20 protein-coding genes are annotated in these 23,877 nt (G+C 69.9%); 10 read left to right on the forward strand and 10 right to left on the reverse strand.

Annotation, left to right across the window (positions count from 1 at the left end; translation table 11 throughout):
* Nucleotides 1-3,372 precede the first annotated feature (3,372 nt).
* Nucleotides 3,373-4,431, forward strand: a complete 1,059-nt coding sequence (locus ABZ404_RS26615; RefSeq protein WP_358837168.1) for a DUF6624 domain-containing protein — start codon at nt 3,373-3,375, stop codon at nt 4,429-4,431.
* Between the two features lie 145 nt (nt 4,432-4,576).
* On the opposite strand, the gene ABZ404_RS26620 is transcribed toward ABZ404_RS26615, so the two are convergent.
* The 4 genes from ABZ404_RS26620 to ABZ404_RS26635 form a co-directional block, all read right to left on the reverse strand.
* Nucleotides 4,577-4,747 (reverse strand): hypothetical protein, encoded by a 171-nt coding sequence (locus ABZ404_RS26620; RefSeq protein ID WP_358837169.1) that lies wholly within the window; start codon nt 4,745-4,747, stop codon nt 4,577-4,579.
* Nucleotides 4,747-4,884: a hypothetical protein gene (locus tag ABZ404_RS26625; protein ID WP_358837170.1), complete on the reverse strand. Its 138-nt coding sequence runs from the start codon at nt 4,882-4,884 to the stop codon at nt 4,747-4,749. Before ABZ404_RS26625 ends, ABZ404_RS26620 begins: the two co-directional genes overlap by 1 nt.
* A gap of 179 nt (nt 4,885-5,063) precedes the next feature.
* A complete protein-coding gene (locus ABZ404_RS26630; RefSeq protein WP_358837171.1) occupies nt 5,064-5,273 on the reverse strand; it encodes a hypothetical protein in 210 nt (69 codons plus the stop codon).
* Nucleotides 5,274-5,425: 152 nt separating this feature from the next.
* A complete protein-coding gene (locus tag ABZ404_RS26635; protein ID WP_358837172.1) occupies nt 5,426-5,953 on the reverse strand; it encodes a hypothetical protein in 528 nt (175 codons plus the stop codon).
* A gap of 302 nt (nt 5,954-6,255) precedes the next feature.
* Here ABZ404_RS26635 and ABZ404_RS26640 point away from each other — a divergent pair, with 302 nt between their 5' ends.
* The 3 genes from ABZ404_RS26640 (at nt 6,256) to ABZ404_RS26650 (ending at nt 8,722) form a co-directional block, all read left to right on the forward strand.
* On the forward strand, nt 6,256-6,621 hold the full coding sequence (locus ABZ404_RS26640) for a hypothetical protein (RefSeq protein ID WP_358837119.1): 366 nt from the start codon (nt 6,256-6,258) through the stop codon (nt 6,619-6,621).
* A 93-nt stretch (nt 6,622-6,714) separates the two neighbouring features.
* Nucleotides 6,715-7,641 (forward strand): SGNH/GDSL hydrolase family protein, encoded by a 927-nt coding sequence (locus ABZ404_RS26645; protein WP_358837118.1) that lies wholly within the window; start codon nt 6,715-6,717, stop codon nt 7,639-7,641.
* 49 nt (nt 7,642-7,690) lie between these two features.
* Nucleotides 7,691-8,722: an XRE family transcriptional regulator gene (locus ABZ404_RS26650; RefSeq protein ID WP_358837117.1), complete on the forward strand. Its 1,032-nt coding sequence runs from the start codon at nt 7,691-7,693 to the stop codon at nt 8,720-8,722.
* 117 nt (nt 8,723-8,839) lie between these two features.
* Here ABZ404_RS26650 and ABZ404_RS26655 read toward each other — a convergent pair whose 3' ends face one another.
* The 3 genes from ABZ404_RS26655 to ABZ404_RS26665 all read right to left on the reverse strand — a co-directional run bounded on the left by ABZ404_RS26655 (nt 8,840) and on the right by ABZ404_RS26665 (nt 12,926).
* Nucleotides 8,840-10,015 (reverse strand): NUDIX domain-containing protein, encoded by a 1,176-nt coding sequence (locus tag ABZ404_RS26655; RefSeq protein WP_358837116.1) that lies wholly within the window; start codon nt 10,013-10,015, stop codon nt 8,840-8,842.
* A gap of 80 nt (nt 10,016-10,095) precedes the next feature.
* Nucleotides 10,096-12,033: an ABC transporter ATP-binding protein gene (locus tag ABZ404_RS26660; protein ID WP_358837115.1), complete on the reverse strand. Its 1,938-nt coding sequence runs from the start codon at nt 12,031-12,033 to the stop codon at nt 10,096-10,098.
* Nucleotides 12,030-12,926, reverse strand: a complete 897-nt coding sequence (locus ABZ404_RS26665) for an aminoglycoside phosphotransferase family protein (protein ID WP_358990962.1) — start codon at nt 12,924-12,926, stop codon at nt 12,030-12,032. The genes ABZ404_RS26660 and ABZ404_RS26665 overlap by 4 nt, the downstream gene beginning before the upstream one ends.
* Before the next feature lie 786 nt (nt 12,927-13,712).
* Here ABZ404_RS26665 and ABZ404_RS26670 point away from each other — a divergent pair.
* From ABZ404_RS26670 to ABZ404_RS26685, 4 genes are all read left to right on the forward strand, one after another.
* Nucleotides 13,713-14,741 (forward strand): NUDIX domain-containing protein, encoded by a 1,029-nt coding sequence (locus ABZ404_RS26670; protein WP_358837271.1) that lies wholly within the window; start codon nt 13,713-13,715, stop codon nt 14,739-14,741.
* Nucleotides 14,741-15,565: an NUDIX hydrolase gene (locus ABZ404_RS26675; RefSeq protein WP_358837270.1), complete on the forward strand. Its 825-nt coding sequence runs from the start codon at nt 14,741-14,743 to the stop codon at nt 15,563-15,565. The genes ABZ404_RS26670 and ABZ404_RS26675 overlap by 1 nt, the downstream gene beginning before the upstream one ends.
* Nucleotides 15,562-16,491, forward strand: a complete 930-nt coding sequence (locus ABZ404_RS26680) for an aminoglycoside phosphotransferase family protein (protein WP_358990964.1) — start codon at nt 15,562-15,564, stop codon at nt 16,489-16,491. The genes ABZ404_RS26675 and ABZ404_RS26680 overlap by 4 nt, the downstream gene beginning before the upstream one ends.
* A 97-nt stretch (nt 16,492-16,588) precedes the next feature.
* Nucleotides 16,589-16,822 (forward strand): hypothetical protein, encoded by a 234-nt coding sequence (locus ABZ404_RS26685; RefSeq protein ID WP_358832752.1) that lies wholly within the window; start codon nt 16,589-16,591, stop codon nt 16,820-16,822.
* 70 nt (nt 16,823-16,892) lie between these two features.
* Here ABZ404_RS26685 and ABZ404_RS26690 read toward each other — a convergent pair whose 3' ends face one another.
* The 3 genes from ABZ404_RS26690 to ABZ404_RS26700 all read right to left on the reverse strand — a co-directional run bounded on the left by ABZ404_RS26690 (nt 16,893) and on the right by ABZ404_RS26700 (nt 20,382).
* A complete protein-coding gene (locus ABZ404_RS26690; protein WP_358832751.1) occupies nt 16,893-18,005 on the reverse strand; it encodes a hypothetical protein in 1,113 nt (370 codons plus the stop codon).
* A gap of 292 nt (nt 18,006-18,297) precedes the next feature.
* Nucleotides 18,298-18,849 (reverse strand): NUDIX hydrolase, encoded by a 552-nt coding sequence (locus tag ABZ404_RS26695; RefSeq protein ID WP_358832750.1) that lies wholly within the window; start codon nt 18,847-18,849, stop codon nt 18,298-18,300.
* A gap of 111 nt (nt 18,850-18,960) precedes the next feature.
* Nucleotides 18,961-20,382, reverse strand: a complete 1,422-nt coding sequence (locus ABZ404_RS26700) for a hypothetical protein (protein WP_358832749.1) — start codon at nt 20,380-20,382, stop codon at nt 18,961-18,963.
* Between the two features lie 289 nt (nt 20,383-20,671).
* On the opposite strand from ABZ404_RS26700, the gene ABZ404_RS26705 reads away from it, so the two are divergent.
* Together ABZ404_RS26705 and ABZ404_RS26710 are read left to right on the forward strand one after the other, a co-directional pair.
* Nucleotides 20,672-22,666: a carbamoyltransferase C-terminal domain-containing protein gene (locus ABZ404_RS26705; RefSeq protein ID WP_358832748.1), complete on the forward strand. Its 1,995-nt coding sequence runs from the start codon at nt 20,672-20,674 to the stop codon at nt 22,664-22,666.
* Nucleotide 22,667: 1 nt separating this feature from the next.
* Nucleotides 22,668-23,855, forward strand: coding sequence for a cytochrome P450 (locus ABZ404_RS26710; protein ID WP_358832747.1), 1,188 nt, complete (start codon nt 22,668-22,670; stop codon nt 23,853-23,855).
* The last annotated feature ends 22 nt before the right edge of the window (nt 23,856-23,877 follow it).

Here is a 23,877-nt window from a genome sequence, read left to right on the forward strand (position 1 = left end):
TGTGTTTTTTGTGTGGTGTGTGTTGTGTTGTTTTTTGGTAGGTGGCCGGAGATGCGCGGACCGCCCGTGCCGCGCCCGCCGCGCCGCGCCCCCCCCCCCCCCCGCGGCCCGGTGTAGTGGGCGCCGCCTCCGCTCCTGAGAGGGAGGGGCGGACGTGATGTAGCCGCGAGAAGTGGCGGCGCCCTGACGGGCGCTCCGCCCTGCGGCCGGGCCAGGTATTGGCGTACCTGACTCCGGCCCTTCCGTCACCGCTCGGCAGCAACCCGAGCGAAGACCCCTGCTGTCCGACCCGAAGGCCGGTCCGGCCAGGGGAGTTGATCCGACGAGGATCTCGAAGCCGCAGCGCGGCTTCGTGTTGCCTCCCTCTCTCCAGAACGAGGCTCCTAGACATGGTGCAGCATCGTGCTGCTCTCTGCCAGCTCTGGCGTGTCCAGATGGCAGAGAACGCGCAGAAAGTCCCAAAGTTTCCTCCCGCCCACGCGTCGCATGAGGGTGTACAAGGCGATGCCCACTGGACGGTGGACACCGCAGCCGACCCGGCGTTCGGAGCGACGCGATGACGCGGCACCCGAACTGGACAGTTCCGGGGCATCCGAGTACGCCGGAGGCGTCACGAGCAACCCTGCCTCGGGACGGTTACCCCGAGCCGGCCGAGGCTCTGCGACTGGGCAAGGCCATGCGGCGCCGGCTCCACACCGCCGTTACGGCGGCAGTGTCCGAGGCCCGAAAGGCCGGGGCGACGGACGCGGCTGCCCTGGGACTCGTGGTTCTGATGGCCAAGACGTCCGCACACGACGGCAGGGCTCGGATTTGGGCCTCGGAGCTCGGGCGCTGGCTCGGTGTCAGCCAGTCCACCGTCGCCCACGACGTCCTGCCGGCACTGCGCACCAGCGGCCTGCTGGCCACCCGCCCGCTGACCGATGCGAACGCCCGGACTCGCGGGCTTGAGTGCGTCGTGATGCCGATGTGGCGCGCTCGGCGCGACGGCCACATCACGCACCCACTGGCCCTAACCCGCCCCGAACTTGCCACCCTGCTTCGTTTCCTGGAGGCACTGATCGGTCCGGGATGGCAGCCCGCCGACCCGCAGAAGACCGCGACTCCCGCCGGGCTTCTCGCCGGGCGCACCGGCCGCGGTGCCGCCACCGACCGCCTGGCCTTGGTCCTCATGGCCCTCAACACCACCGACCGCGGCCGCCTACGACTGTGCCCGGGAACAGTCGACGCACGCCGAGGGCGCCCCGCCACCACCGTGGCCCGCCTTCTCGCCGTAACTCCCGCCGCTGGGGCCAAGGTGCTGGGCCGGCTGTCCGCCCTTGGAGTCGTGGCCATCACCCAGGCCGCGACCGCGACCGGCATGGACGGCAAGAGCCGCGTCGTGCTGCCGGCACTGGTCGAAGCACTGCACCGCCGTGCGTCGACGTGCCCCTCCGCCTCCAGCTCCCGCCCCGAGGCCGCACCTCGACGTGCTCGAACGGAGCCGGCAGCCCGCCCGGCGGCAACAGGGCCGGTGTCCGCTCCGGAGTGCGAGCCGAGCTCGCGGAGTCACAACGACTCCACTGACGTGCCTCAGAGTCCTCTGCCCGTAGCCGAGGCACGATCCGGCGAGCTGGAGGACGCCTGTACTGCACTCGGCGATCTCGCAGGTCGCGATGATCCGTCGGCCCAAGGCCCCCAAGGGATCAGGTCACCCCACAAGAGCGTTCCTGGCGCAATTCGGGGCCACGACGCTGCTGCACACCTCCACACACACCACTCACCTCCGCCTGGCCACCCTGCTCGAGTTCCGGATAGTGGTTGGATCTCCGGCGAAGCCGTTGGAGGGGCAACCACCGTCGCCGGAAGCGCGCGTGCGCGCGCGAAGAAGAACACTCCTCCGATGCACCCCACATCACCTGCCAGCCCCGCGGCGTCAGCGCCGGGTACGAACACCTCGAATCGACGGAGTGCTGCTCGCCGTGACCGAGCAAAAGCAGGCGTCCCGACGCGGACGTTCCGACACGGGGTTCAGGAGGTCCTCGCTGCGGTCAGTCCCATCCGCGATGTCCTCAATCACGGCCAACTGGTCACAGCTGCTGCTGCGATCAACGCGGTGCTCTGCACCACCTCGCCTGTCGCACTCGGTGCCCAGCTCCAGGCGCGACTCGCGCCCATGACGGTGGGAACACCAGGCGATGCGGCCGACGACCGAGGCGTGATCGTGAGCCCCCTGGGCTGGCTTCTGTCGCAGCTTCCCCAGGTCACACGCTGTCCAGACTGTGGGTACACCTTCCACGGAAGGCGCACCGGGGCCCAGCTCTGCGCGCCCTGCCAGGCCCGCAGGGAGGGCCGCACAACGGCTCCGTGCCGCGACTGCGGTCAGGACCGCGAGCTCACAGCAGGTCGAATCTGCGGCCCCTGCTCCGCCGACCAAGCGCGACTGACGGTGTGCGGCCCATGCGGCACCAGGAGGCACGTCCATCCGATCACCGGCATGTGCCCGCCCTGCGAATCCGAAGCCCGCTCACGCTCCGCCGAGGAGCTGGCGCCGCTGAGCGAGGAGGGCAGGAAGGCGTACCTGCGCCTCACCCGCGGGACCACCCCTGCGGCGACCGGCCAGGCTCCGCGACCGCGCCACTCAGGCACCTGGACCACCCGCCTCAGCACCCTGGCCAACCGCCCACTGCCGGAAGACGAACCTTCCGGATGGCTGGATCAGCAGGCGGCGCTGCATGCCAGTTGAAGACGTGAACGCCTCCACCCCGAGCGGGGCAACCATCATGCGCGCCGCGCCCTCACGACGAGTGGCGTTGCACCACGATGTTCGCCGGAACCTGATGAGGCGGAAGCTGCTTCAAGACCCTGCGCTCCCGCCTCGCCGCACGGGCCGCCCGGCGCTGCCGCCGACGCGCTGCGACGGCGCGACTGATCAAGCGCTGGCGCTCAGCCTCACGCAGCCGTTCGTCTACGGCGGCGAACACGAGCGCCTCCGGAAGAGAATGCATGTAGACAAGTCCTGTTCTGTGACCGCGAGGATGGGGCACTACTGCTGGCATCGAGGCGTTGGTCCGCGAGCGGCAGGAGCACCGCGCCCGCGGCGGCTGGTCGCAACAGTCGAGTTCGCCCTGGGCAGGCCGGACCGCTGCTTGACTGGTTGCGACCAGCTTGTCTGCATCTGCCGACTCGACCCGAGCACCCAGTCGAAAGATCGCGCTCTACGGGACACGACTTGGCTCCGCATCCCGGACGGCGGGACTGACCCCCGCCGCCGCGTCGCTATGGGGGCGCACCCGTACGACGGAGATGGCGCAGAGGCGCCGACGTCAAGCTGTGGACGGGCGTCTCCGGGGGAAGACCTGGAACAGTCCCGACGCTCGTCACTGGAGGTGTGCCATGAGCCCGATCCGGCATCAGACCGCGAGCACGTTCCTCTTCGCGCGTTTCGGGACATCCTGGCGGATGTGCCTGATCGAGCATCCCCGGCACGGCGGCTACCTCGCCGCTGGCGGACACGTCCACGAATTGGAGGGGGAGCTGCCCCAGGACGCGGCGCTCCGCGAGGCGCTCGAAGAGTCCGGCTACCTCCCGCGCCTGCTGCCAGCGCCGCTCCCCGGCGGATATCCGCACCCCGGCGTTCCCGGCCCGTGGTGGACGGTGGACATGCCGGCCGGCCCCGACGGTCGGGCCAATGCGCGTCACCTGCACAGGGACCACATCTTCGTCGGCGTCGTGCCGCTCCCGTACGAACCGCAGGGCCCGCCTGAGCTCCCGGTGCGCTGGGTGGACCGCGACGAACTGGCGGTCCTGGACACCCCGGCCGACACCAAGGTCCTCGGCGCTCACCTCTTCGACGTCATCGGTGCCGCCGCACGGCCGAACGCCGCGGCCGCGCCGGACGAGGAACTGGCGGCGGAGTTGCTGCGCCGGATGGAGCTGGACCAGGAGGTCCGGCTGCTGCCTCCCGCGTCCCGCACGCCGGAGGTCTTGGAGCGATGGCAGCAGCTCGACCGGGACAACCGGGTCTGGCTGGAGCAGCTCCTCGCCGAGCGGGGGTGGCCGGGCATCTCCGAAGTGGGGGAGCGGGCCGCGGCAGCCGTGTGGTTGATCGCCCAACACAGCGATCCGGCCCCCGACTTCCAGCTCAGGTGCCGTGACTTGCTCGCGGAAGCGGTGCTGGCCGGCGAGGCGGACCCGCGGCACGGGGCACTACTGCAGGACCGTGTCCGCGTCGCCCAGGACCGGCTCCAAGTCTTCGGCACGCAGCTGCGCACCGACGAGAAGGGGGAACTCGCCCCGGCCCCGATCTGGGATCCCGAGCAGGTCGATCTTCGACGGCTTGAGGTCGGGCTGGAGCCGCTGGGCGAGTATGTCGAAGCCTGCCGACGGCTGAGCGGGGCCACGGCCAGCGGACTGGAAGGTCGTGCCGACGGTGCACGCCGACACCGAGCGTGAGCGCCCCTTGGACTCCGGGCCGCCAGGGTCCACACGGCCGATGCGAGGCCCCGCCGGTTCGGGCTGAACGGACGACGCCGTCCCGGCGAGGGCCGGGACGGCGAAGGGGCGCCGCCCTGTGCGGCACGCGGCGGCGGGGAGATGGTCAGAAGCTGCCGGGCGGTGTGTCCCGGGGGCGCTCTTCCAAGCGGGCGCAGGTCAGCCGGTCATTGAGGGCCTGCTGCCCGGCCTTCTGCTCCGGCGTGAACCCCCTGGGGGTCGAACTGCTCTGGCTGGAGCGGCTGGTGCTGCTGTCGCTGTTGCGGCGGAGGGCCATCAGACCCCTCCGAGCTGGGAGTTGACGCTGACGGACGGCTTGCTGAGAGTCCCCTCGGCACCGAGGGTGATCAGGGAGGCGGCCTTGGTCCGCTGGAGGCTGCGATCGAACTCGCGACCGTGGGTACGGTTGGGCATGCTGCTGAGCTCCTTGCCGGTTCGTGGTGTGTGGGCTCTGCCAGCGAGGCCCTGGCCGGGTGCTGGAGACACCAGGCCAGGGCCGCTTCTACGACGGGGCTGAAGACGCGCGCCGCGAGCGGACATGCTCATCGGGGCAGAGCGCGGTCCCCGTGGCTGGGCCGGGCGGCCGCCGCAGGTCAGCTGCTGTGGCGGTTCTCGTCGTCCGGGAGGCCCGCGAGCAGCGCGGCTTCGAGGGCCGCGACGTCATCGGTCAGCAGAGCGTGCGCGTAGTCGGCGTCCGCACGATCAGGGCCGCTGCTCATCGGCGGCAGGTCCTTGCCGGAGGCAATGAGCCAGCGGACGAGGTATGAGCGGCGCTTGGCGAGGGTCTGAATGTCGTCGGGCACGTACTTCTCCTTGTGGATGTCCGTGGGACGGGTACGAAGCTCGGCGCCCCGGTGCGCTTCCGAACAGCCGTTGGTGGCATTGCCGGGCAGCCGGTGCCGTGACTGGGGCCCGCACGAGGGCGAACCCCGGCCACAGCCGTGGAGCGGGAGGATCAGCAGGCGATACGGCCCGGCTGTGCGGTCGCGGAGATCTTCACGTAGCCGCGGTAGACGCCCCATCCCTTGTGCCCGCTGGTGATCTGCTCGGCCTCGACCAGGTTCGGGTCGCTGGGGTGGCAGGCGATGATCCGCGCGCGGTCGCCTTCCCCCATGAGCCCCTTGACCGCTCCTCCGGCGTCGCGGAGGAAGAGGCCGCCGGTGCCCGCCGCGGGCTGCAGAATGCCCGCCGGCGCGGCCGACCGGTTGACTCCGCCGGGCCGGTCCTCGCGTACGGCGCCGGTCGAGGAGGTGCGGCTCCGGGCGTCCGGGCTGGGGCCGGTGCCGCGCTTGATGACGTCCGGGTACTCGGTGATGGTGGCCGTCTCCGTCTCGCCGGTCACCGGGTCGATGCGCTCCTCGGTGTACGTGCGGACCGGCTTGTCGGGATCGACGCCGTCGGCCTGCGCGGTGGTCGAGAGCAGTCCGAGCATCCCGACAGCTGAGACAGCCGCGACGCCCGCGCGCTTGCTGGTGGTGTTCATCCGGTGGAGCTCCTCGGTTCGTGAGGGTGATCGGGCTCGCCGGTGGGCGGCGCTGGAGACGCCGCCCACCGACGGAGGCGGGAGAAGAGATCCCCCGCGCCTCGTGTGGTGGTGCTCTGAGCTGCCCTGATGCAGCCCAGGGCATGGCGATCTCCGCCTGCGGGAGACGGAGATGACGCCATCGGGGCTTTCGCTCCGACGAGAACGACCGTAGCGCAAAACCTTGAAGTTCGGGAAGTTGTGGAAGTTCGGGAAGTCTGTGGCTGTCCGTGAAGTCCTGGCAGTCCGTACACTTACGGCCCATGGAGACGACCAGCAGCAGCGCCGACAACACCCGGTCGGAATGGAGCCCCGTTCTGACCCGGGTACGCCTGAAGGGGGGCCATCACGTGGTCACCCGGCACGGGCACCCGGCCGCTGTGCTGGTGCCGGCCGCCTGGCACGCAGAGGCCGGCGGAGCCGTGACGGACACGATCACCGCTCAGGACGCCGTCCGCGGACTAGCCGAGCTCCTCGACCGCGCTCACGCAGGGGAGCACGTGGCGGTGACCTACCGGGGCAAAGCAGCCGCAGTCGCGGTCCCGCCCGAGTGGCACGCCCACGTCAGCAGCGAGGACCCGACTGGTGGAGACGATGCCGCATCAGCGGAAGCCGCGGAGTCAAAGTGACCTGGGTGCATTCATGGGATTGACGAGCTTGCGGAGTCCTCGCAGGTCGACACCCAAAGACGAGTACGGAGCGATGGCCAAGCGAGCACCTCGGTGACTGCGGGGACGTTCCGTCAGGGCGAGATCCCGGTAGGGCAGCGCCTTGCCCAGCGGCGAGACACCGGCGTCCCGGCGACCTCCATCCGCGCCTTCGGCGGTGATCCAGCGCCGTGCGAGGCCCTCCGAACCCTTACCGTCGGCTTCTTCGGTACCTCGATCATGGAGCACCTGGAAGCCGTCAACGCGCAGATGACCACCCAGGCGAACTTGCCCGAGGTTGGCTCCCAGGTCACTGTCGAAAGCTGGGCACGGCGAGGCTGGGTCCACCGGCTGACCCTGTCTCTGCGCGCCGCTTGGCCGCACATCGCCTTCGACGTCCATAACCACGGTAAGGGCGGCGCCACGAGCCGCGACGTCGCCGGCATTGTCGAAGCCGACCGGGCAACCAACGGCACCGAATACGACCTCGTGTTCCTCGGATGCGGCATCAACGACGTCTGGCGCCGCTTCCAGGGCCGGACCTCCGAGGCCGTCGACCTTGAGGAGTACACCCGGCACCTGACCGGCATGCTCCACCGGCTAAGCGGCTACACCCGACGGGTCGTCGTCGTCTCCGAAACCCCCTTCGGGCCGATCGAGGACCCCGCCACCGTCACCTCGATGAACAGGGAACTCGCCCGCTACAACGAGGCCGCCGCCCAGGCCGCTGCCGCGCACGGTGCGCAGTATCTAGACGTGTGGAACCCGTTCACCGCGGCCGCCCAGCACATGACCGGCGCCCCGGCCGCCCTCTGGAGCGACGGCGTACACCTGACCGAGCTCGGAGACACCGTCCTGCTCCAGCAGGCCGAGCAACTGCTCGCAGAGCACCGCATCGTTGAGAAGCTCCTCGACGTACCGCGTACGGGCCACTGTTCGCCGCCCGCCGATGGTGAAGCCGATCGGGGCAGCTGCCGCCGACCCCCGGATACCCGCCACTAGGGTGGGTAGCCTCGGGCGGGAGGACGGTGAAGTTCCCTTGCGACGGAGGATGTTGATCGCGGGCCTGGCTGCCACGGCCGCCACGTCCCTGCTTTTTGAGCCCGGCACGGCCGCCGCCCAGGCGGACGAGCCCCTGCTCGGCGAGCTGCTTGTCGCCCGTCTACGCGATGCCATGCTCGGCCTCGGCCAGGCATCGGCAGTTCCGCCGTCCGCGATGCTCACGAGGGAATTCTCCCGCGCGCTCGCCGACTTCGACGCCTGCCGCTACGCCAGCCTCGCTTTCCGACTGCCCTGCCTCATTCGAGCCGGACACGCCCTCATTGGCAGCACCGGTGAAGCGCAGGACTACGGACTCCTCGCCAAGAGCTACCTCTTGGCAACCCGCATGCTCGTCAAAATGAACGAACACCAGCTCGGCTGGATTGCCGCCGACCGCGCCCGCCAGCTCGCAGAAACTGGCGGCTACGCCCTCTCGGTCGCCGAGTCCGCCAGGCAACTCGCCGTGCTCGCGCGAAAGGCCGGCCGGCATCAAGTAGCACTGTCGATCGCCATGACAGCCGCCGACCATGCAGACCTCCGCAGCGCCGGGCGCGCGGGCGCGGCCCTAAGAGGTCTCCTTGTCCAGAGCGCGTCCTACACGCTTGCGCGCCGCGGCGACCGGGACGGCATGCGAGAACTAACCGACGAGGCCGCAGCGATCGCCAAGGAACTCGGCGACGCCACCTTGCTGCGTGACCACGGCGGAGGCTTCAGCTCCCTCACCGTGCAGCTCCACAAGATCAGCGCCGAGAACCACGCGGGGGACCCTCTGGCCGCGCTGGCCGCCGCCCGCACGATCTCGCTGAAGGCGCTGCCCAGTGTCGAGCGCCGCTCCCGCGCCCTGGGCGACATCGCCGTCACCTACGACCGCCTCGGCCGGCGCAGCGACTGTGTTCGAACCCTTCTGGCGGCCGAAAGGTGTGCTCCCGAAGAGATCCACGCCCACCCAGCAACGAAGTCGCTGATCTCGAACCTTCTGGTCTCCGGGCCAACCTCGACGGACCTACGCGGCCTCGCCGAGCGCAGCGGTGTGGTCGGCTGAATTCGTAGGGTTTCAAGGTGAAGGCCCACGAACACCTGCACCAGGGCACACACCCGCTGCCACAGGGGCAGCGGAGCACCGCAGCCACAAACTGAACTGTCATGGCCGCGGCGTCGCTTAGGGCAACCCTGCTTGGCTGGCGAACGGATAAAACCGGGCGCCCGGATGGTCGATGGCGAGGTCCGGCCGCCAGGCGGTGAGGCACTGCGCGCTCGGGATGAACAGACCGTTCGGGAGATGGTCGAGGCGGTGCCAGCCCCAGTCACCCACGCTCTCGTTGGGCTGCGTCGTTGGGTCTCCGTCCCAGCGGGTCACGATCGCGGGCACTGTGGTGCGTACGACGGATCCGACCTGGTCCACGAGGACGCCGAGCAGGACGACGTCCTCCTCGTGGGCACGGCAGCCGGTCTCCTCGTGGAGCTCGCGGATGACCGCGTGTTCCAGGGATTCGCCGGGCTCCACGGTCCCGCCAGGTAGTTCAGTGGTCCCACGGCGGTGAAGTCCCAGCAGGAGTCCCCGGGGCCCGTGCAGGATCGCGCCGACCCCGAGCGCGGCGCTGGGCTCCGGCGGGCGGGTGGCGCGCGCCCGGCTGGTGGTCGAGGTGCGGCTGTGCGCGCGGTAGAGGCGGACGGAGACCGGGTTGTCGTCCTCGGGTGCGTCGAGTGCGTCGATCCCGTCGACGAGGAGACCGTTGTCGACGCAGAGGTCCTCCCACAGCTTCGGGTTGAGCACCCACATCTCGACGGTCTGTTCCTCGCCGCCGGCGAGCGGCAGGATCTCCGCGCGCGGCGTGACACTCGAAGAGGGCCCCTGGCCACGGCAGTTGGTGTGCAGGACGGAGAAGGCGAGGCGCCCGGCGGGCTTCAGGGCCGACCGGAGGGCGGGCAGCAGGCGATGGGGGTCGATGTAGCCGAAGCCGTGGATGGAGTAGATCACGTCGTAGGGCGCGGCGTGGTGCAGGTGCTCGACGGCGTCGGCGTGGATGAGGGTAAGCCCCTGGAGATCGCCGTACCGGGCGACGGCGCGTGCGTGCTGGCTAGCGGATGCTTCGACGGCGTCGACCGTGGCGCCGTGCTCGCGCACCAGGTAGGCGGCCTGTTGGCCCAGGCCGGAGCACAGGTCCAGGACCCGCAGGCCGGTCAGGTCGCCAAGGACCTCGGCGCCGGGGCCGGTCGCCCAGAATCCCCAGGAGATGCGGTCCACTTCGGGGACGTCAGTGCCGCGCTGCAGATGGTGGGTGCCGTACGTGGTCCAGGCGCGGGCGTTGACGGCTTCGGGCTCGGGGCTGTGCATGGCGCTCCTTGGTGTCCGGGGGAGTGGCGGGGCCGCACCGGCTGCGCGGCCCCGCGTTGACCTCTTCTGGTGGCCGCGGGTCAGCGGTCCTGGGCGAGGGCGTACAGCTCGCCGAGCAAACTCCCCTCGGTCGCGACGAGTTCATCGAAGGAGCCCTGCTCCCGGATAGCCCCCTGGTCGAGGACGATCACCCGGTCGGCCATTCGTACGTTGTCGAGGCGATGGGTGACCACCACGGTGATCCGGTCCGAGGCCATGGCCCGCAGCTTGCGGAAGATCTGGTGCTCTCCTCGGGCGTCCATCTCGCTGGTCGGCTCGTCCAGGACGAGCACGGCCGGCTCCCTGTACATCGCTCGCGCGCAGGCCAACCTCTGCCACTGACCACCGGACAGCTCGTGTCCGCCCCACACTGATCGGGCGAGCAACGTTTCAAGCCCTTCGGGGAGCTCATGCAGGGCCGTGGTCATCCCGACTCGCTCGACTGCATCCCAGATCCGCTGATCGCCGTACTCGCGGGGCTGGCCCAGGGTGACGTTCTCCCGGGCCGCGAGCGGCCAATGTCCGTTCTTCTGCGGGACCAGGCCGACGTGCTGCCACACCGTCTCCGCGTCGGCGGTTGACAGGTCAGTTTCGTCCCAGAGTGCTTTGCCGGACGTGGGGACCGTGAGGCCCGTGAGCATGCGGATCAGCGTGGATTTGCCAGCGCCATTTTCTCCGACGAGAGCGACGACTTCGCCGCGGTTCAGGGTGAGGGTGATCGGCTGTACGGACGGGGTCTCCTTGCTCGGGTAGGTGTAAGAGGCGCCTTCGAGGCGGATCTGCTGCGGGGGCTTGGCCTGTACGGTGCCACGCGCAGTGGTCATGGCGCGGACCTCGTCGATGAAGTCGTAGTAGTCGGAGAGGTAGAGGCCGTGGTGGAACATGACCGTCGAGTACCGGATGATCGAGTTCAGGGCACGGCCGGCGGTCTGCGACGCGACGATCGCTGTGCCTGCGATCGCGGTCGTCATCGCCCCGGCGAGGACCAGGCCAGCGAGCGAGGCCCACATGCCGAGGGTGAACAGGCCGCCGAGCGAAGCGGCCAGCAGCGTGATCCGCAGGTACGGGCGGGCCCCGGCGACCTCCCGCATCTCGACGCGGTCACACATCGACCGGTACCAGAAGTGCAGGTAGCCGCGCATGGTGTTGGCCCGGAGCTCGTCGGCGAGCTCGGCCGTCGTCAGCCACCAGCGCATCATGCCGCGGACATTGCGGGCGGAGATGGTCTGGTCGTGGACGCGGTAGTCGACCCGGGCGGCGATGACGCCGCCGAGTCCGCGGGGGACGACGGACAGCAGCAGCACACCGAGGAGCAGGGGGTGCAAGGTGGTGAGCACCACGGCCGCGGAGGCGAGCTGAATGAGCCCGTTGGTGAGGGTCTTGGCGTCGTCGGCGAGGTCGACGGCGCGCAGCGCGCCGATCTCCGCCGCCTGGCTCCGGTCGCCGAACCCTTCCGCGTCGTAGGCAGCGAGTTCGGCCCGCATGTGGAGATCCACGAGCTGCAGGTCAGCAGCGGAGGCGATCTGCGGGTTCAGGCGCCGGGTCGCCCATTCCGCGAGGATCCACATGGACGCGCCGGTGGCCATCGCGACGACGGCGACGGTCAGCGCCGGCCACGCGTGGGCCAGGCCCTGGCGGAGGTCGTCGACCATCAGCTGCGGCAGGGCCTTGGCGACGGCGGTGAGCATCACGGCCGTGCCGATGCCGGACAGCAGCTGGCACACGACGATCGTCAGAGCCATGCGCCGGTCGACGCTCCAGGCCAGTCGGGCCGTCTGGATCAGGGCCGCGGGGATGCGGCGGGCCATGTCCCACAAGGTGGCGTCGTCCATCGCCCGCCGGTGTTTGCGCCCGTTGTAGTCGAGCTCGGGCGGCGCGGAGGGCTGCGGAGCGCCCGTCCGAGCGGCCGGGAGCGACGCCGCCCCACCGCGTGCTGCGTCGATGGCCGGGGAGTCGGTCGGGTTGTGCGGTGCGGTCATGCGAACACCCCCGCCATCAGCCGGTCCAGGGTGCGCCGGCCGCGTGCGGTGACGTGGGGGTCGTCGAGCTTCGGTCCCCAGACCAGGCAGCTCACCGCGTCGATCGCCGCGAGGCATCTCAAGGCGTGCTGCTCCTCAAGGGTGAGGTTGCGGCCGTAACCCTGGAGGCACGCGGCCCGCAGGTCGGGTCGATCGGTCCAGGTGGAGCAGGCCATCAGCACGAAGTCCTGCACGGCGGTCGCGGCCCGGGAGCGCTCGAAGTCGATCCATCCGGCCTGCTGCCGGGCGGTCGACCACATGAGGTTGCGGTCCCACGCGTCGCCGTGGATGTACGCGAGCGGCAGCGGCGGCAGGGCCCGCAGCTCCTCGGCCAGCTGGCGCAGGAGCTTCTGCTCCGGCGCGGTCAGCCGGTCCCCTGCCGCCGACAGGTGCCCCTCGGCGCCTTCGGCCGCGGCCTGCAGAGCCTGCTCTGCCTCGGCCCGTCGAGGACCGGACAGATCACCGGCCGCGTGGAGGCGAGCCAGCAGGGCGCCGCCGTTCCGGTGCGCGCGTGCTTCCTCCACGGGCGAGAGCTCCAGCTGCTTGAGCGGCCGTCCTGGGACGGCGGTCAGCAGCAGTGCCAGATGCTCCGCACTCGAGGCGCGCAGCTGCGGCGCACCGCCGGCGCCGAGGGCCGGCGCAGCACTTCGCAGCGCGAGCGTCTCGCGCTCGTACATCACGGCCTTGGGGGAGATCTTCAGGTAGAAGCGGAGCCTGGGCAGGTCGAGCCGCCAGACGCGGGAGTTCTCGCGCGGATGGCTGACGTCCTTGACGGCGGGACGGGCGTCGAGTACCCGGCTGGCCCACGCGAGCAGGGCAGGGGGCGGAGTAGTCGAAGTGGTCGGGTTGGTCATGCCCCCCACCCCGATGACGGTCGTGATGCTGCGGCGAACAGGACGCGGCGGACGTCGACGGGCCGCCGGTGCGCGAGGGCCTCGGCGGCCGCGGCAGGAGGGTTCTCGAGAGCAGGGTGAAGGGTGGCCAAGCGGACGGGATTCACGGTTTCTCCTCGGTTCGGAAGGGGGGCAGAGCACCCGGACAACGGACCTGATCACAGGGCCGCTACGGGCAGCCGCGGGCGACGAGTCGAGTGAAGGTTCGACGCCGGCGTGGGCGGCTCCTCTCGCTTCGTTCGATTCACACGTACGGGGAAGGCGGCGGGACGGTCGCCCGAGCGGCGGCTTGCATGACGCGTCGACAGCACCCGTCTCCTTCGGTGTGGTGTGGCTGTGCTCTGCGGACGGACCCTCGCCCACGCCACTGACAATCCGCGGCCACCAGCACCGTGATCCGGTCATCCCGAGCCCACCCTGCCGCCAGCCGCCGCCCACACAAGGGATGGCTCTGACCGGGGGTGATTCGGGGAGAAAGGATTCTTGAACTCTCTGGGCTGGCCCGGAATCCGGCGCCCGCGAGAGTGGCTCGATCTGGTTCGCGGCCGGGTGAGCACCCGGTGCGTCACGCCCCTGGGTGGCCGCGATGGCGGCTAGCATCGGCACCTTCGACGCGGCCGGTGCACGCCCGGGTGGTGTTCTCACGTTCCGTGCCCGCGCCCGCAGATCGGCCGCTACGTTCGAACGCGCCGTCCCCCGCTGCGCCCCCTGTGGAGCTGCGCTGCGCACGAGGTCACCAGGAGAGCCATGCCCATTCCCGCCCCGCACCTCCAGGACCTCGTCGCCGACTACCTGTGCAGGCACCCCGACGAGCAGCCGCTGCTTCAGCCCCTCGTGAACCGTCTCGCCGCCGGCGCCAACGTGACCGACAGGCGTGAGTTCGACGGCCACGTCACCACCTCGGGCGTCGTCATCAACGACGCCGACGACGTCCTGCTCATCCACCACCTCGCCTCCGGCCGCTGGATCCAGCCCGGCGGTCACCCGGAGGACTCCGACCGCACGCTCGGGCAGGCCGTCCAGCGCGAGATCGCCGAAGAGACCGGCGTCACCGAGCTGGAAGTGTTCGGCGACGGCACGCCGGTGCACATCGACGTCCACACGATCTCGGCCCGGCCGGACAAGAACGAGCCCGCCCACGTGCACTACGACGTCCGCTACCTCTTCCGCGCCCGCGGACCGGTCGACCTGACGCTTCAGGCCGAAGAGGTCGCCGCGGCGCAATGGCGCTCGCCCTCGGAACTCGGCGACCCCGTCCTGCGCGCCCGGGTCCTGGCGAGCCTGGGCCTGCCGCGCCAGGACCGCCCGGCTGACGAGGATCCGTACTGCGCCCTCGTCGTGATCACGGATCCGGCCACGACCAAGGTGCTGATGCAACTGCGCGACGACAAACCGGGCATCTGGGCGCCGGGTACCTGGGCGCCGATGAGCGGCGGCGCCGAGCCCGACGACCCCGACCCGCACGCCGCCGCGTGCCGCGAGCTGCGCGAGGAGACCGGTCTGGAGAACATCCGGCTGACGCACCTGTTCTCCACCCACACCGACGGCTACCCCCGCCACGTCTTCCACGGCGTCTGGGACGGCGACCCCGACACGCTGACCCTCACCGAAGGCCGCAAGCTCGCATTCATCCCGCGTGACGACTTCGACCGGATCCCGCTGCACCCGACCACCCGCCAGGACACCGACCGCGTCCTGGAGCTCCTCACGCCACGCCAACCGCCGTACGGCTACGGCACCTTGGCCCGATCGGCAACCGGAGCGGGCATCTCCTGATGCATCTGCGCGGCGACAGCCCCGGAACCTGCTGGCCGGATACCTGGTCACCCAACGGCGGCAAACCAGAGGCCGCCGATGCCGGACCGCGCGGCACCATCGTGCGCGAAGTCCACGAAGAGGTCGGCCTCCATGAAGCCGCCGTGTACCTCTCGCACCTGTTCACCCACACCGCCGACGACGGGCACCTCACCTACGTCTTCCGCGGCACCTGGGACGGCGACCCCGACACCCTGACCCTCACCGAAGGCTGCGCGCTCGCGTTCATCGACCCGAAGGACCTCGGGGACCGCCCGATGCGCCCGCTCGCCCGCTACGCCGCCCTGCGCGGTCTCGCCGCCGAGCTCGAAGACCAGGCACACGGCGACGGAATCCACACCCTCGTTGCCGGCGGCCTGATCGTGCACGACGAACGCCTCCTGGTCGTCCGCCGCAACCCGGACGACTACCTCGGCGGCACCTGGGAGACCCCGGCCAGCCGGCTCGAGCGAGGCGAGTCGATCATCGACGCACTCCCACGCGAAATCATGGAGGAGACCGGCCTCACCACCACCATCGACCGCTACGCGGGCCACTTCGACTACACCAACGCCCGCGGCCGCACCAGCCGCCAGTTCGTCTTCGCTTGCACGCCGGAGAAGCCGGGCCCGGTCACCTTGTCCGAGCACGATCGCCACCAGTGGGTGCGCGCCCTGGACGAGCTCCCGCCGACCACCCCGGAGCTTCCTGGAGCAGCAGTGGCCGACACGGCAGTGACACGCCGACTGGTAGGAGCCGCGCACCGGCACGGCGCCGCGTACTCCGGCCGGGCGGTGCGCCGGTGATCGTTCTCCCGGAGGGGTTCGTGCGGGTCACCGTGGACCGCGAAGGCCCGGCCGGCTCGGCATGGCTCTCCGCCCTCCCGGCCACGGTGCGGGAGCTGGCCGAGCGCTGGGACTGCACGGCGGACGGTGACCCGCTGTACGGGGGCGTCGGGATCGTTGTCCCGGTGCTGCGCAAGACGACCGAGCCTGCCGTGCTGAAGGTGTCCTTTCCTCATCCCGAGAACATGTTCGAGCCGGACGCGCTCTCGGCTTGGGGCGGGCGCGGAGCGGTCCTGCTGCACGAGCGGGACGACGACCGGTTCGCCATGCTTCTGGAGCGGGCGCACCCCACGACGCTGGCCCAGGCCGCGCAGGGCGACGAGGTGGCGGCGATCGCGGGGAGCGTCAGCCGTCGCCTCGCCGTCCCCGCGCCCGCCGGACTGCTCCGGGTTCAAGACCGGGCCGCCGGGTGGGAGGAGCAACTGCGCCGGGACGCCCGGGACTTCCCGGACGCTCTGCCGTCCCGTACGGTGCAGACCGCGATGGGGACGGTGCGCGAGCTCGCGCACCACCAGCCGGACACCCTCATCCACGGCGATCTGAACGCGCGGAACATCCTGGCGGGCGCCCGAGAGCCCTGGCTGGCCGTCGACCCGAAGGGCTGGGTGGGCGACCGGGCGTACGACTGCGGCACGCTGACCAAGTCCCGGTCGGTCGTCCTCGCCGAGCAGGGAGACCTGGTCAGGGGGATCGACCGCACCCTCGACGCCTTCACCAGCGCCGCCGAGCTCGATCGAGAGCGCGCACGGCGGTGGGCGCAGCTCAGTGCGGTCCAAGCCGCCTACGGCGGCCGCCGGCGTGGGTTCCGCCGTGGCCGCCACGGAGCCGAACGTGCTCGACTCATCGCGCTCGTCGACGAGTTGGCGCGGATCCTAACTCGTCTGTGACCCCACCAACACCGCAGCTCACAGACGGGGCGTGTCCTCGACGGATTCGATGGCGGAATCGCGGTGCCGCCCCGTGTTCCTCGGGCAGGATGACCGTATGGCCACGGTCGACCCCGCGCACCGCATCGGATTCGCTCTCATCCCCGCGCTCGCCGGCGGGCTGATCGCCGTCGGCCTCTGCGCGGTCGCTGGGGTGAGCCCCGGACCCTGGATGTGGCTGAGCGCGCTTGCGGCAGGCATCTGGGGATACCGCTACGCGCGCCGCTGGTCGACAGCGGGTGACACGGACGGCCCCGATGCGGCAAGGGCCGAGCTACCCGCTCGCGACTGACGGCCGCGACGGGGAGAGACGTTCGTGGCCGAGTCCCCGCCCATCATTTGAGCCGGTCCGCCCGTGCCCGTCACTCGACGACGGTGAATTCGACGGGGGCGGAGCTTCGGCCGTTGACCTGGATCTCAATCGAATACGTGCCGGGAATGAGCGTCACGGTGGCCGTGGACTTCAGGGCGTGTCCCTTGCTGAGCTCGATGGTCTGCCCGGCCTGGACCGCGGTGGTCTTCAGGACGTACGCCTTCACACGGCGCTTGCCCGTCTTGGTGGGCGAGGAGATCACGTAGTTCACCCGCACCTTCGTCGATGCCGCTGCCGTCATGTCCGCGGCGAACACCAGCAGGTCGCCCAGGCGCAGCTGGTTGCTCTCCAGACGGACGGGCGAGAGCTGGACCGGCGGATCGCTCGGGTAGCCGAGGAACTCGTACGCGGCGGCGTCGCCCTTCTTCAGCCGGGTGGCCAGGGCCTCCCGCGCGATGAAGTCGAACTCCTTCTGCGTGGCGTGGCCTTCGGTCCGCCAGCGGCCGAGGGTGGCCAGGACGAGGGGGAGGTTGTCCTCGGCGATGTCGCTGAGGTGGTTGGCCACCGACTGGGTCACGAACCGGCTGGCATCGCCGTAGAGACGGTCGAGGATCGGCAGTCCGGCGTCGATGGCCACGGGGATGCGGACCGACCACGGCAGGCGTGGACGGGTGCACTCGCTGGCCAGGCGACGCACCCGGTGATCCGGATCGGCGGTCCAGGACTCGATGACCTTGAACGTCTCCGTCGGGAAGTCCGCGATGAAGTACCGCATGGCGTCCTCGGCCGAGAAGTACGAGGTGAAGCGCCGCAGCGCGTCCAGCGCCTGCTCCAGGTCCCTGTCGTTGCGGCAGTGCTCGGCGACGAAGTGGCTGTGCGGGGCGTAGATGTAGAAGCCGAAGTCGTTGGTGATTTCCGCGTCCTGCGGTGTGGCGGGCAGCGAGCGCAGCAGGATGTCAACGGCCTGGAGTCCGCTGACCGGCAGATGTGTGCTGAGTCCCTTGCTGGTGCGGATGATCCGGTCCTTCAGCCCGAGCCGCGGGAAGCCAGCGACGACGTCGCGGGCGAATGCCTCGGCGTCGAATTGCGGGCAGACCGCGTGGACCTCCCTGCCGATCCGGTTGACGCGGTTTTCGCTGAGTGAGTGCTCCTTCTCGGCCATGCCGACAATCTAGTGGCGCCAACCCAAGCACCGGTGGGATCTCGCCGCTCCCCGCCCGGACGAGGTACGGAGCGCCCAGGGGCAGCGGATCGCGGCCCGGTAGAGCAGCCGGTGGTGACGGGAGCTGTCGCAAGGCGCCGCGGTGTGCGGGGTGGCCAGATTCTCCCGGACGATTAGAGGCGAGTGCTGCATCGACCCTTGCCACGCAAGAGCAGGCGCCCGGTGATGGGTTGGCCGAAACGCCGACGCTCAGGCGGACGTCTTTGCTAGGCGGGCATCTGTGACCCGCGAGTCAGTGCCTTGGGCTAGCAGCTGTGCGCTGCGCGGTCAGCAAGATCGCTGCAAGGGTGCCGGCTTCGGTGATCCGACCGTCCTCGCACATTGCTACCGAGTCCTCCAACGCGACCCAGCGCAGCTCCATATCGGCCTCGCTCGCGTCCCGGCTGTGCTCACCGATGCTTAGGTCCCGCGCGAGGAAGAGGTGCTCGCGGGTGCGCGCGCCGGCGGGCATCCGCCACATCCTCGTCAGCGGTTCGACCTCGGCGGCGCGGATGCCAGCCTCCTCAGCCAGCTCCCGGTGCGCAGCTGCCTGCGGGGCCTCGCCGGGCTCACATCCGCCACCGGGACACATCAGCAGCCGCTGACCGCACACGTAGACGTTCTCTTCCACCAGGGCAATCCGGCGTTGCTCATCGAGGGCTACGACGCGCACGCCGTCGACCGACTCTGTGTACTCGTAGGTCCCCAGACTCCGGTCTGTGCGCAAGACCGAATCGCGGCGTACCACCACCCGGACTCCCGTGTACTGAACGGTCGACGAGATCGTTCTCCAGCCGTTGATCATGCTCACTCCTCCGTGTGAATGTGCTTTGCCAGCAGAGGCACGATGCGTTGCTTGGCGCGCGTTTCAGCCACAGGGCCGGACATGGTGAAGCGTCACTATCGGTGGTGGCATCTAGCGCAGATGAAGACGCTGGCAGTGGCCATTGATTTCGTGAACGATCGTGCGGGCCCGTGGGTATGCGGCGCTGTGCTGGTCAAGGAGGAAGGCAAGATCGCGTAGCAGCATCACGCTTCGGGTGGATGCAACGGTCGGAAGCCGGGTGAGGGCGGTCTCGGCTGCGTCGACGGCGGTGTCGAGGTTGCCGAGCTGGGCCTGAGCCAGGCTGTAGAGGGCTCCGTGACGTAGGGCGGAGCGTTGATGGTCGCCACCCAGAGGTGTCTGCGCCCTGGCCTGTAAGAGCTCGGATGCCCGGGGTAACACGATCAACGGGTCAGCGGTGCGTTTGGCGGCGAGAATGACCAGGCCGCGTCCGGCGATGGCGTCGAGTTCGGTCCGGTCGGTATGGCTGGCCCAGGAGGGGGCTCCGGTTTGAACAACCGCTTGTTCGAAGAAGCGGTTGCTGTCGTCAATGGATGCCTCGAAGGCGTCCAGTTCGCGGGCGTTGGCGTGGGCGATGCCCTTGCGGGCGGCGACGAGTGCTCGCACGCTCGGTGTGGCGTGCGCGGCTGCCTCGGTGGCCGTCGCGGCGAGTTGGACGGCATCAGCGGCTTGTCCATAGTCAGCCGCTTGCCCTGACATGCGAGCGAGGATGCTTGCGACGAGGGCGTGATCGCCTGCGGCATGGGCGGCTCGCAAGGCCATGAGGTAGAGGCGTTGGGAAATGCCAGCAGCAAGTTCGTCATGATGCATGGAGGCCAGGGTCTGGCAGATCTGGGCAAGTGATCGGGCCAGGTGGGCTCCGGCTTCGGGGGAGTAGTCGCCTTCTTGGAGCAGCTTCACGATGATCGGGACGGACATGCTGATGGTCTGCCTGGCGGAGCTGCCTTCTCTGTCGTCAGCGGCCTGCGCGGAGGTGACCAGGCTGTCCACGATCCGCAGTGCGGATGGCGGGACCGCGGTGGTCGGCTTGCGTGAGGCTGTGAGGCGGGGAGTCGGGGCGGCGAGGGATTGCCAGGCCAGTGTTGTCAGGACGGTTCCTGTGGCGGCCAGCACTACACGGCGTGCGGGCGCGGTGTCCAGTTCCTTCAGCAGCTTGTGCAGGCCGTTGATGTCCCAGGGTTGATCGAGTCCTTCGTGTGCGCGGATCACCTCGGTGACGGTCGTCGGGCCGCGGTGAACCCAGACATCATCGAATGTGAGGTCCCTCCCCAGGGCGGTCGATAGCGCTCGGACGACGAGAGCCGGAACGGGACCGCTCGGGACGTGCCCACGCAGCCACTTGTACGGGGTGGTGCGGTGGATCACGCGGCGGCTGCCGGCCTGGTGGAGTAGCCAGTTCACGCGGTCGGCGAGAACGCCGGCGTTGTCCCATCTAGTCTCGGCTATCAGCTGTCCGAGCCGGTGATTGGGTGAGAGCTCTTTTGATCGAGCCATGGGGCAGCCCTTCAACACGATGGTGCATCAGAGAGTGACGGCGAATTTACACCGCGTTGCTATTTGTTCCGGGTCACTTCCAGGAAGTGGCTCGATCGTCCCGGCCCTAGGCGGTCGCTGGGGAGGGGCCTCAGCGGGTTGCACAGGTTGCACAGCATTCAGCTCTAGCGGCTACGCAGATACGCCCATCACCCTCAAAGGGCTTCCACAGCAGTCGGGTTGACGGTCTCTCAGTTCTCTCGTGCACCGGTGGCCTCCTGCTGCTCTCCGCCTGTCTAAGAGGAGCCTCATGACCGTCATCGTCGGCTGCAACATGAGCCACGACAGCGCCGCGGCGCTCATCGTGGACGGCCAAGTTCGCGGGGCCTTAGCCCTGGAGCGCATCACCGGTGTGAAGCGCGGTGTCGTCGCCCACCACGCCTATCCCGCTGCTATGGCCCGCCTGATCGACGCGGTCCTTGCTGACCAGGACCTCAGTCGGCGGGACGTCGATCATTGGATCGCGACCTCTACCGAGACCCGCAGCCAGGGCGAGGAGAACGGGCTGCTGGAAAGCCTTGGGCTGCTCACGGACCCGGCATCTGCGCTCGCGCTGCCCCACCCCGGGCACCACCTCGCCCATGCCAGCGCCGCCTTCTATTGCAGCGCCGCAGACCATCCGGCCGCCGCGCTTGTCATCGACGCCTACGGTTCACGTATCGGCCAGAATGCCCGCGAGCAGGAGAGTGCGTTCCTCTTCCAGCCGGCCGGTGAGCCCCAGCTGCTGTGGCGAACGGTGCGCCCCTCCAGCAGGATCGCCGGACGCCGCCGGGGCGGTGCCCTGTGGATCCCGTCCGATCTGTCCGGCATCGGCGAGGTATACCGGGCTGTCACACTCGCTCTCGGCTTCGCCGAATCTGGGTCCACCTACGACGACGCCGGCAAGACGATGGGACTGGCCAGCTACGGCAAGCCCTTGTCGAAAGAGTCGCTCTTCATCCACGTCGACGGGGACCGGATCCGGTTTGACGGGGCTGCCGCTCACCTCGCCGACCTCGGCTTCGCCACCCGCACCACCGACGGCTACCTGCTGCGCCCCTCGCACGGCGGGGGCGGGTTCGACCACCAGCACTTCGACCTGGCGGCTCAGCTCCAGCGGGAGTTTGAGACCGCCTGCCTGGCGCTGGCCGCCCGGACGATGCAGGAGGCCAGCACCCGCCGCCTCGTGCTGGCCGGCGGCTGCTTCCTCAACAGTGCCCTGAACACGCGCATCGCCGCGGAACTGCAGCCTGAGGATCTGTTCGTATTCCCCGCCGCGACTGACGATGGCAACGCCGTCGGCGCCGCCCTGTACGCCGACCGTGTCCTGCTCGGCCGCGCCGCCCCCGCACTCTCCTCACGTATGACCCACGTCTACCTCGGACCATCTCAAATCACCGGCCAGCAGGACACCATCCAGGCCCTCGCTCAGAAGACCGGGCTGGATCCGGTGACCCACGCCGACGAGCGCGGCGCCGCCGAAGCAGCGGCCGCGGCCGTCGCACGGGGGGAGATCGTCGGCTGGTTCCAGGACCGCGCCGAACTCGGCCCGCGAGCCCTGGGAACCCGCTCGATCCTGTGCCACCCGGGGATCGCCGGGATGAAAGATCGTCTGAACGCCCGCGTCAAGTTCCGCGAGGGCTTCCGGCCATTCGCGGCCTCGGTCCTCCAGGAGCAGGCGACGCAGTGGTTCGACCTGCCGTGTCACGACAGCCCGTTCATGCTCCTGGTCTGCCCCGTTCGGCCCGACAAGGCGCCGCAGGTGCGGGAGATCACCCACGTCGACGGCACCTGCCGCCTGCAGACCGTGGCCGCTGACTTGCCCGGCGGCTTCCGGGCGCTCATCGCGGAGTTCGAGCGGCTCACCGGGATCCCGATGGTGCTGAACACCAGCTTCAACGTCCGGGGCAAGCCGATCGTCGAGGACCCCGCAGAGGCGATCGACTGCCTGTTCGGCAGCCAGCTCGACCGGCTGTTCATCGGCACGACCGAGATCCCCGGCCCCGATCGCCTCGCCCTGCGACCAGTCCGTACGCCGGGCGCCAGCACCACCGGTCTCGACCCGGACGAGGCGCTCCTGCTCGACCTGGCCACTGGCGAGCGCCCGCTTCGGGAGGCCGCCGAGCACCTCGGCTGGCAGCCGGACCGGGCGGTCGCGATGGCGCTCGACCTGCGCCGGCGGGCGCTGCTGGGCTGGGACGCCATTCCCGCCTACACGGCACCGGAACTGCCAATGGCGCAGTACGACCCCCACCACGGGGGCTGACGTGCCCGGCATCGACCTCGCCGACCCGGGCTTGTTCGCCACCACCGGCGGGCTGGAGGAACTGCGGGACTTGCAGCGCAGTTGCCCGGTCTACTGGAACTCCGGGACTCCTAACGGGTTCTGGGCGCTGACGCGGTATGCCGACGTCGTCGAGCTGTACCGAAGCCGGCGGCAGGTCTCCAGCCAGTACGGCGTCCACGTCGGACAGCTGAACGAGGCCGACCAGCCGGCCCGCGGCCGGATGCTCGTGCAGTCCGACCGCCGCGCACACAGCCGGATGAAGGCCGCGCTCAGCCGGGCCATGACACCCCAGGCGCTCTCCTTCGTCGAGGATCCGCTGGCCGAGACGGCGCGCAGGGTGGTCGACGAGGTACTCCAGGCCGGGAAGGTCGATTTCGCTACGGCCGTGGCCACGCGGATGACCCTGACCCTGACCGGTCTGATCCTCGGGATCCCCGCCGCCGACCGCGAGCAGGTCTCCCAGTGGACCGCCGCGGCTTTCGGCTCCAGCTCCGGCCCGCTTCCCGCGCCCGAACCAAGCCAGCAGGACGTGGCCGAAGCCAACACTGAGCTGTTCCTCTACTTCCAGCAGCTCCTGCACCGTCCCGGCGCGGGCGAGGGAGTACTTGCCCGGCTGCGCGCCGACAAGCAGGTGGATCTCGGCCTGGAGCAGATCCTCTACAACGCGCACCTGTTGCTCGCCGGCGGGCACGAGACGACACGGCAGGCCTTGGTGGGCGCGGCCAGCACCTTCATCGCGGCGCCCGAGCAGTGGCAGCGACTGCGCACCGACCGGCATCTGTTACCGGGCGCGGTGGAGGAAGTCCTGCGCCTCAGCGCGCCCAGCCTGAACGTGATGCGGACAGCAACCGAGGGCCTCACCATCGGCGGCACCACGATCCGAGCCGGGGAGCGCATCACGGCCTGGCACCCGATCGCCAACCGCGACCCCAGCGTCTTTCCCGCCCCTGACCAGGTTGACATCGGGCGCCAGCCCAACCACCACCTGTCGTTCGGGATGGGCTCACACCACTGCCTCGGGGCCTGGCTTGCGCGGCTGACCCTCACCTGCCTGCTCGATGCGATGGCGCAGCGAGTGACCCAGCTCGCCCCGGCCGGAGACGGGCGACGGTCCCGTTCTCTGCGCACCTGGGGCTACGACTACCTGCCCGTCACCCTGCTCAGCTGACTGGCCTTCACACCCTGCCGAA

It is taken from the genome of Streptomyces sp. NPDC005878 (genome assembly GCF_040629815.1).
Lineage (GTDB): Bacteria > Actinomycetota > Actinomycetes > Streptomycetales > Streptomycetaceae > Streptomyces.